This window comes from Mesorhizobium sp. M0437, from assembly GCF_040321335.1.
In the GTDB taxonomy this organism is placed as follows: domain Bacteria; phylum Pseudomonadota; class Alphaproteobacteria; order Rhizobiales; family Rhizobiaceae; genus Mesorhizobium.
In genome coordinates this window covers 1-6,504 of record NZ_JAMYRK010000130.1, presented here as the reverse complement: position 1 = coordinate 6,504, position 6,504 = coordinate 1, and the positions used below count along the sequence as shown (strand labels likewise).

9 protein-coding genes are annotated in these 6,504 nt (G+C 59.2%); 5 read left to right on the top strand and 4 right to left on the bottom strand.

Annotation, left to right across the window (positions count from 1 at the left end; genetic code table 11):
- Nucleotides 1-9: 9 nt before the first annotated feature.
- Nucleotides 10-198 (bottom strand): transposase, encoded by a 189-nt coding sequence (locus tag NKI72_RS33755; RefSeq protein ID WP_352852077.1) that lies wholly within the window; start codon nucleotides 196-198, stop codon nucleotides 10-12.
- A complete protein-coding gene (locus NKI72_RS33750) occupies nucleotides 195-362 on the bottom strand; it encodes a transposase (RefSeq protein WP_352837455.1) in 168 nt (55 codons plus the stop codon). Before NKI72_RS33750 ends, NKI72_RS33755 begins: the two co-directional genes overlap by 4 nt.
- A 462-nt stretch (nucleotides 363-824) precedes the next feature.
- Here NKI72_RS33750 and NKI72_RS33745 point away from each other — a divergent pair, with 462 nt between their 5' ends.
- From NKI72_RS33745 to NKI72_RS33730, 4 genes are read left to right on the top strand one after another with little or no spacing between them, the layout of a single operon-like run.
- Complete coding sequence (locus NKI72_RS33745) at nucleotides 825-1,172, top strand: hypothetical protein (protein WP_352852076.1); 348 nt, start codon at nucleotides 825-827, stop codon at nucleotides 1,170-1,172.
- Between the two features lie 4 nt (nucleotides 1,173-1,176).
- Nucleotides 1,177-1,572: a phage holin family protein gene (locus NKI72_RS33740; RefSeq protein WP_352852075.1), complete on the top strand. Its 396-nt coding sequence runs from the start codon at nucleotides 1,177-1,179 to the stop codon at nucleotides 1,570-1,572.
- Nucleotides 1,569-2,429 (top strand): hypothetical protein, encoded by an 861-nt coding sequence (locus NKI72_RS33735; protein WP_352852074.1) that lies wholly within the window; start codon nucleotides 1,569-1,571, stop codon nucleotides 2,427-2,429. The genes NKI72_RS33740 and NKI72_RS33735 overlap by 4 nt, the downstream gene beginning before the upstream one ends.
- Nucleotides 2,429-3,196 carry a hypothetical protein gene (locus NKI72_RS33730; protein WP_352837444.1) on the top strand — a complete coding sequence of 256 codons (768 nt, stop codon included), beginning with the start codon at nucleotides 2,429-2,431 and terminating at the stop codon, nucleotides 3,194-3,196. Before NKI72_RS33735 ends, NKI72_RS33730 begins: the two co-directional genes overlap by 1 nt.
- 257 nt (nucleotides 3,197-3,453) lie before the next feature.
- Here NKI72_RS33730 and NKI72_RS33725 read toward each other — a convergent pair whose 3' ends face one another.
- Both NKI72_RS33725 and NKI72_RS33720 read right to left on the bottom strand, forming a co-directional pair.
- Nucleotides 3,454-4,986 (bottom strand): hypothetical protein, encoded by a 1,533-nt coding sequence (locus NKI72_RS33725; protein ID WP_352852072.1) that lies wholly within the window; start codon nucleotides 4,984-4,986, stop codon nucleotides 3,454-3,456.
- 508 nt (nucleotides 4,987-5,494) lie between these two features.
- A complete protein-coding gene (locus tag NKI72_RS33720; protein ID WP_352612666.1) occupies nucleotides 5,495-6,004 on the bottom strand; it encodes a ferritin-like domain-containing protein in 510 nt (169 codons plus the stop codon).
- Between the two features lie 369 nt (nucleotides 6,005-6,373).
- On the opposite strand from NKI72_RS33720, the gene NKI72_RS33715 reads away from it, so the two are divergent.
- The coding region (locus NKI72_RS33715; RefSeq protein WP_352852079.1) for a KTSC domain-containing protein at nucleotides 6,374-6,504 on the top strand (131 nt) is incomplete at its 3' end.

Here is a 6,504-nt window from a genome sequence, read left to right as displayed (position 1 = left end):
GAACCGGGATCATGAAACGCCCAGCGCCTTCACCATCGCTGCCGCCAGTGTTGGCGGCGTGGTCAGCGGAATCCGCAGCCGCACCTTGCCGGCGATCTCCAGCTCGATCACCGCTGGGGACGCCGCCGGCACCGAAGCGGCGACAGGCTCATCGGGAGCCACGACAGCTTCGGCAAAGCCCGTCTCGCGGGTTCTCATCGTGCGCGCCACTTGTAGATTAGGCTGGTCGCGACATCGTACTGACGCGCTACCGCCGCCACCGTGGCCCCGGGCGCGAATGCCACCGCCACTATCCGGCACTGATCCTCTTCACTCCAACGACGACGACGCTCCGGCCCGGTCAACAACGTCACATGGCTCATGCTGTGCTGCTAACTACGCTCGAAAGGACGACCTTAAGAGTGCAGCTTCGCTACCGGGCCATGCTCCCGCAAGGCGGCCCTCGCCGGAGGCGTACCCTTCATCAGAGTTGAAGCAGCAAGGGAAGGGACAGATGGGTAATTCGCATTGCGCTCGCCCGCAAGCAACTCGTCATTCCGAATGCAAACGCACCCGATCCGCGCACCGAGTTCGAAAATGCAACTTGGAGACCCTAGCCAGTTGCTCATTGGGAACCAACGGGCCTTACCTCCGTTTGCTCCTCGAATGGAGGAAACCATGAACAACCGGAATTCTGAACGGCGTCCCCCAACTGCGGTAAGGCTGGTGACGGTACCTCGGAAGACATAGGAGCAACCGTAAGGGGCGCCTTATCCAAAGCGTCGGACATAGCACAAGGGGCAGCGGGAACCGCCAAACGGGCGGCCGCTGGTGGCGCGTCGACCGTGACCAATCAGGTGAAGGAGATGTTGGACCGTCAGGTCGGCAGCGGCGCCGAGGTGATGGGCCAACTGGCGAGTTCGACCAAACGTGCGGCCGAGGACCTCGACACAAATGCACCGATCGTCGCTGGGGTCGTGCGCACCTTCGCCAATAGGCTTGATGGATACGCAGACGACCTGCGAGACAGATCCGTCGATCAACTGGTTCTTGCAGCGTCCGATTTGGCCAGGCGCAAGCCGGGTTTGGTGTTTGGGCTGGCCGCCGTAGCGGGTTTTTTGACATTCCGCACGCTGAAGAGCGCGCCTCCCGCTCCAGAATCCATCACGGAAAGGCGGCAGGGAGCGAACTGATCTGATGGCACAGGAACAACTGAAGAATTCGCCTCTCCCTCAAGCACTGTCTGCAGTGTTGGCGGACGTCGCGGACCTCTTTCAGAAAGAGTTGCGCCTGGCGCATGCGGAGCTGTCCGCCAACGTCTCAACGAAGCTCCAAGCAGGTGTGTGGATGTCTGCTGCTGGCGCCCTGGGAGTGGCCGCCGCTCTGCTTCTAATCCAAGCCGTCGTACTTGGAATCGCGAGCTTAGGGATAGCCCTGCACTGGTCGTGTCTGATCGTCGCGGCCGCAACGGCGGCTGCCGCTGCTTTCGCATACTATAGGGGCCGCGCTGATGCGCAAAAAGAACTTCTGCCGACACACTCCATAAGCCAAATAAAGCAGGATATTGCGACAACCAAGGAGCAACTAACATGAGCCGCAATTCACAGGTCCAGGATTTTGGAACGAAAGAATGGCTTCTCAGCTCCGCTAGGAACAATCCCGAAGGCCTTCTGCTCGTCGCAGCAGGGTGCGCGCTGCTAATGCGCAGCCGCGGTTCAAGTGCCGGGCATCGCGAGCAATCCCGTGGAACCAACGGGCGCCAAAATGCTCGGCACATACGCACCGCCAGCGGCGGGGCGTCAAAAACGCAGGAAGAGGCTAGCGAGACAGCAGAGGCCATGCGCGACAATTTAGCCGGCATTGGGGAGAAGGTGAGTGAAACCGCAAGTCACTACGCATCATCGGCCGCGGCATACGCAGAAGAGGCCGGTCGCACCGTATCCGAGAAGTCAGGGCGCATGGTGCAGCAAGCCCAATCAACGTTCCAGGACACGATTGGCCGCATGGTGGAAGAACAGCCATTGGCTTTTGTCCTGGCCGGCTTCGCAGCCGGTGCCGCCATAGCTGCTGCTTTACCGGCCAGCGATGTCGAGAGGCGCACGCTCGGCCCAGCGGGAGAGCGATTGACGGATGCTGCTGAAAAAGCTGGGGACCGATTGAAGTCTTCGACAGCAAAGGCGGGCGAACGGCTCAAGAGCGCAGCCGAGGAACGTGGGCTGAATTCGGACGGCCTCAAGGAGGTCGCAAGGGACGTTGCGGGCGCCTTTGGAAGCGCCTTATCATCAGAAGAGCAATCAAGTGAACCCGTGCAGCCGTCTTCGCCAAGCCCAAGTGGATCGAGCGGTCCATCTACCGCCAAGCTGCAACCGGGCAGCGCCACCAAATCGCAGCGGTCGGACAACCCTCGGTCGAGCAAGCCTGCCCGCGCCGGTGGCAAGAGAGATTTGTGATGGCCGATCCTCAACTTGCGCATCTTGAATCCGAAGTTGAGGCTGCCCGGGCTAAGCTCGCCGAGGATTTGTCGACACTTCGGTCGCCAAACATGCTCTCCGAGTTTACCGATGATTTGAAACACGAAGCGCTTGAGGCAAAGGATGCGCTGATAGAGAAAGCAAGCGCCTCAATGCAATCGGTGGCGCAGGCGATTATTGACGATCTCAAGGCAAAGGCAGCTGCCAATCCGAGCGCAGCTTTGGCGATTGGGGCCGGTTTGGGGTGGCGTTTCCTCCGCCGTCCGCCGATCGCCACCGCACTTGTCGGAGCGGGATTGTTCAGCTTATTGCGGACCAATTCGGCCCGGCCACCCGGCGAGCAGCAGGTGGATCACATATCGTACGCCAAGGAGCGCCTGAAGGAGCAATCTAGCGATTTGGCGGAAAGCGTCAGTGATTTCGCTCTTGAAACGGCTGGTAAAATAAAACGCGAAGCTGCCGAGTTGACCGGCGTGGCCAAGGAAACTGTAAAAGAGAAGACAGAACGTCTGGCTGCGGGTATCCGCCATAGCGGCGTTGGGCCGCACGAGGGCGAGACTGCCGCGAGAGCATCCGCACCCTTCGATGAAGCTTCGTTAGCTGTTCAAGACGCATCGGGCAATGAGCATACCGAGGACAAACTCCTTCTGGCGGCGGCAGGTTTGGCAGTCGCTGCGGCTGTCGGCTTTGCCTATCAACGACGTGTGAATGAGCAGATGGACACCGACCGAACTGGAAGAGCGTAGACAGAGGTCATTGCAGAGAAACAGTCGTCCTGAAGGCAGGGTATGATGCCGCGCTCACATTTATCGCGTCTGGCTCGCGCGAAGCCCCCGTACCCCCTTCATTTCCGGCACACGCCACCCTCAGGAACGCTTCTGGAATACGTTGCCGCGAATTGGGCTCGGGTATTCAGTTTGGCTCACCGGTGATCAGCAAGACTGGCAGCGGCGGCGATGCTGGCGCTTCGCCGTCGATGACGCCGAATGCCTTTGGCAACCTCTCAGAGCTTTTTGGCCCGTGCGCGTGAGACGTCGTTCCGGTCAAGAATGGCCAAGCCCCCGAAGAGGACAACGAAACCGACGATCGCGATCCAGCCGATGATCTGTCGCACCCGTTCCTGCCCCTCGGGCATTTGAAGCGCCTCGACCTTCGGCCACATCACGTTGATATACCCGTCCGGCTCTGCGATCAGACCTCGGTCCTCCGTGCCGATTTCGAGCATTACGCCTTTGATGGGACCCTCGGTCATCACCATGACGTGGGCAGGAGATTCTCGTGCGATCACTTCCCCGTTGCGGCTCACCTGTGCCCAGCCCCAAAGGGCGATTTCCGGCCGTACCTTCGGCAACTTGCCCGTGCCGATCCCAGTGTTGCCATGCATTTCGTGCTCATAAGCTACGCCTGACCATGTCGTATATTTTCCGAGCGGGTGGCGCGGCATCGGCTTGTCAATGCTGACCGTATAGGCGGCGTCGCCGGAGGTGAACTCGGCCGAGACTCGCAAAGCATCCGTGTTCTGAACGTGCGACCACCGGTTGCCCATTTCCACGGTTTGGATTGCAATGGTGCCGTTCATGGGCACGGTGCTGTTCATTGCGTACGGATCGGCCCCGGTCACCCGCATACCCTCGCCCGAAGCCCGTGCGGTTGCGATCAAACCGTCGGTGCCCCTCGATTGAGCGTGGGCATGTTCGGCAGGGACACCCAGCAGGACTGCTAGCATGCCGAGTCCGGCCACGCCGATTACTCGTCGCTTCTTCATCAGCCAACCGCCGACCCACCAGCCGATAAGTGCCGAAACGAAACCGCCCGGAAACGACAGCCACCAAAGATCCCTGTAGCCGGAATAATGAGGCTGATCGAGCGGCAGACCACGTGGGCCCAGATACATGCTATATGTGGTCCAGACGAAGGCGAGCATGAGCGCGCCGATGGTCCAGCCCAGCCGGCCGGCACCGGCGTAAGCAGTCCAGACACAGACAAAAACGAAGCTGATCAAAAGGTGCTGGACAAAGAAGGTAATGCCTGGGAAGTCGCGCAACAGCACCGTCTGGGTCAAAACACCGTCTGCCGCAACGATGATCACGGCAGTAACGAGCCCGTAGACAACGAACCGCCACGTCTCCCCGCGTTCGGTCTCAGCAACAACATGGTTTCGCCGCCAAAGCCACAGCGCCATCAGATAACCACCTATTATCGCTAAGAAGTGCACCGGCACGCCGGTAATCCACAGGTGATTGAAGTCGAGCCATTCGGGTTCCTGCGGCAGCCCCACGGGCGCAAGCCATTGATAGTAAATCTCCAGAATGAGCGTGTGGACCGCCGTCAGGACCAAGCCTGGAATGATGCCAATGCCGAGAAAGGCCGTACCAAATAGAAAGACGGTTGCGATCAGGAAAGTCTTGGTGATCCAATAGGTCCAGTATGGGTCATTCTCCCAAAGCAAGCCGTGGGCGATAGACGCATCGACGAATATAGCCGAAAGCGCCACAAGAATGCTGAACTTAATTGTATCTTTTGCGAGCAAAAACATCTGCACGCTCCCGCATTGCGCGATATTAACGCCACTTTTCCGTGTAAGTTCCCGGCTTGGGCTGGGCTGACAGGAACCTCTGCCCGTCGCTGGCGCGCTCTGCCGCTGTCGGGACGAACTTTCTTCCATCCGGCTTGGCGCTGCCGGTGCCCGCGCACGCACTGCTCAGTGATCAGGGAGGAGTGTTCTCGGGCATTCCACTATCGCGACCTCGTTTCGAACGTTTTAACACGCCCCCTCAAGCTTGATCTCGCCGAGCGCTGCACTAGCCCTTCCGATCTTGGCTATTGCCAATGCGTATTCGACCAGGCTTGCGCAGACGAACGCTTCAACTCTCAAAGTCACGACGCCGCAATGTTAGCATCACTCGTCGTAGCAATTTCTGGAAATGCGCAACTCGACAACCGCCTGCTACAGCCAGGCGTGTTCGTCGTCCAGCCTTCACGAAGGGGACGCGCTGGCGGACGAATCCCCATCACCCAGTTCACGATGACTGCGTCCCACCCGCTCACCGCTTGGCGCTGTCACTGTCGGCTTCGGCTCGGACAAGGAACTGCTCGGTCGTGGAGGGAAGACGGGATTTCAGCCAATCCGCCATCGCGACTTCCTCTTGCAGATTCTCTTCGCAAGCCCGAAGAACCTCGGTTTCGCCGAGCGATCGAGCGGCGGCAATCAGGATCGTGTAGGAGGCGATTTCCATGTGCTCGAACGTGTAGCTCGCGAGCGATCCTTTCATCACCTCGTCTCCAGCGAAGACGCCGCTCAGCGATTGCGCCATCGCCGTCAGCTTACCGCCAGCATCCTTCATCATGGATGAACCCTCGTCCATCTGATCGAGACAAGTCTTCAGCCGGGCAGCCTGCTGCTTGGTCTCGTCGAGGTGCTGTCGGATCCGGTCGCTCAGTTCGGGATAATTCTCGATACGGCTCAACTGCCCGTTCAACATCGTTTCTGCCTGCTCTTCCATGGCATGAGCGTCTCTAAGCCATTGGACAAACCATTCCCGGCTTTCTGACATTTCGAATCTCCTTTGCTATTTAAGGAAAAACTTTCAGAAGAAGACATTGTTCCGGAATAGAATGCGTCGAACAGCCCTGACAGTCCCAGAGGATCAGTGTCTTGGCGGGTCTCAATTCACCTTGCGAACATCCCGCAGCGATGCGTGGGTAAGACCAAGATCGCGAGGGTCGGCGCAAGGAAAACGGCCCGATCGCGACCGCTGGCGCTCCGCATTGAGCCTCGTGCCTCACAGCACCACCATAGTCACAAGGAACGCGGCGGCCTTTCCGCTCGTTGATTGCTTTTCGACTCGCGCCGCCGTCATGCCCTCCACATCGATACGCAAAACGGAATACGATCCCACACAAGAATTCTCTCGGTCTGGTTCGTGGCCAGCGGCAAACGCTACGAGTTTGAGGAAGTGCCGCCGGAAACCTTTGCCGCGTTCCGGGCGGCGTTCGCCAAGGGCCGCTATTTCAACGACCATATCCGCAACAATTTCCGCTACCATCTGGTTGC